The 433-nt window shown below is 78.3% G+C and carries 1 protein-coding gene; it reads left to right on the top strand.

Going from position 1 to position 433, the window contains the following annotated elements; translation table 11 throughout:
* A partial coding sequence (locus J1M64_RS19135; protein WP_206475230.1) for a hypothetical protein occupies positions 1 to 433 on the top strand: 433 nt, incomplete at both ends.

Raw genomic sequence — 433 nt, forward strand, 5'->3', positions numbered from 1 at the left:
GGCTACGAGTACCTGGACGGGCTGGTCGACCAGTCGGTGCGCGGATACGCCGAGGCGGCGGCCCGGCAGGCCGGTGAACGGCTGCGGCTGCAGCGCCGGCTGATGGACCTGATGCTCGCCGAGCACCACCGGGGCGACCCGTCCGACGCGCTCGCCGAACGCGCCGCCCGCATCGGCTGGCCCGTGCCCGGACGGGTCGCGGCCGGTGTGCTGCTGCGCCCGGCGCGCGAGGCCGTCGCGCCCGCCGTGGGGCAGGGGGTGCTGCTCGACATGGAGCACGAGCGGCCCCGCATGGTCGTGCCCGAACCCGACGCGGCCGGCCGCCGTGAACTGCTGGACCGGGCGCTCGCCGGCTGGTCCGGGGCGATCGGGCCGCCCGTGCAGGTCACCGAGGCGGCGAAGTCGCTGCGGTGGGCGGAGGCGGCGGTGCGGC

Source organism: Dietzia sp. KRD202 (assembly GCF_017168155.1).
In the GTDB taxonomy this organism is placed as follows: domain Bacteria; phylum Actinomycetota; class Actinomycetes; order Mycobacteriales; family Mycobacteriaceae; genus Dietzia; species Dietzia kunjamensis.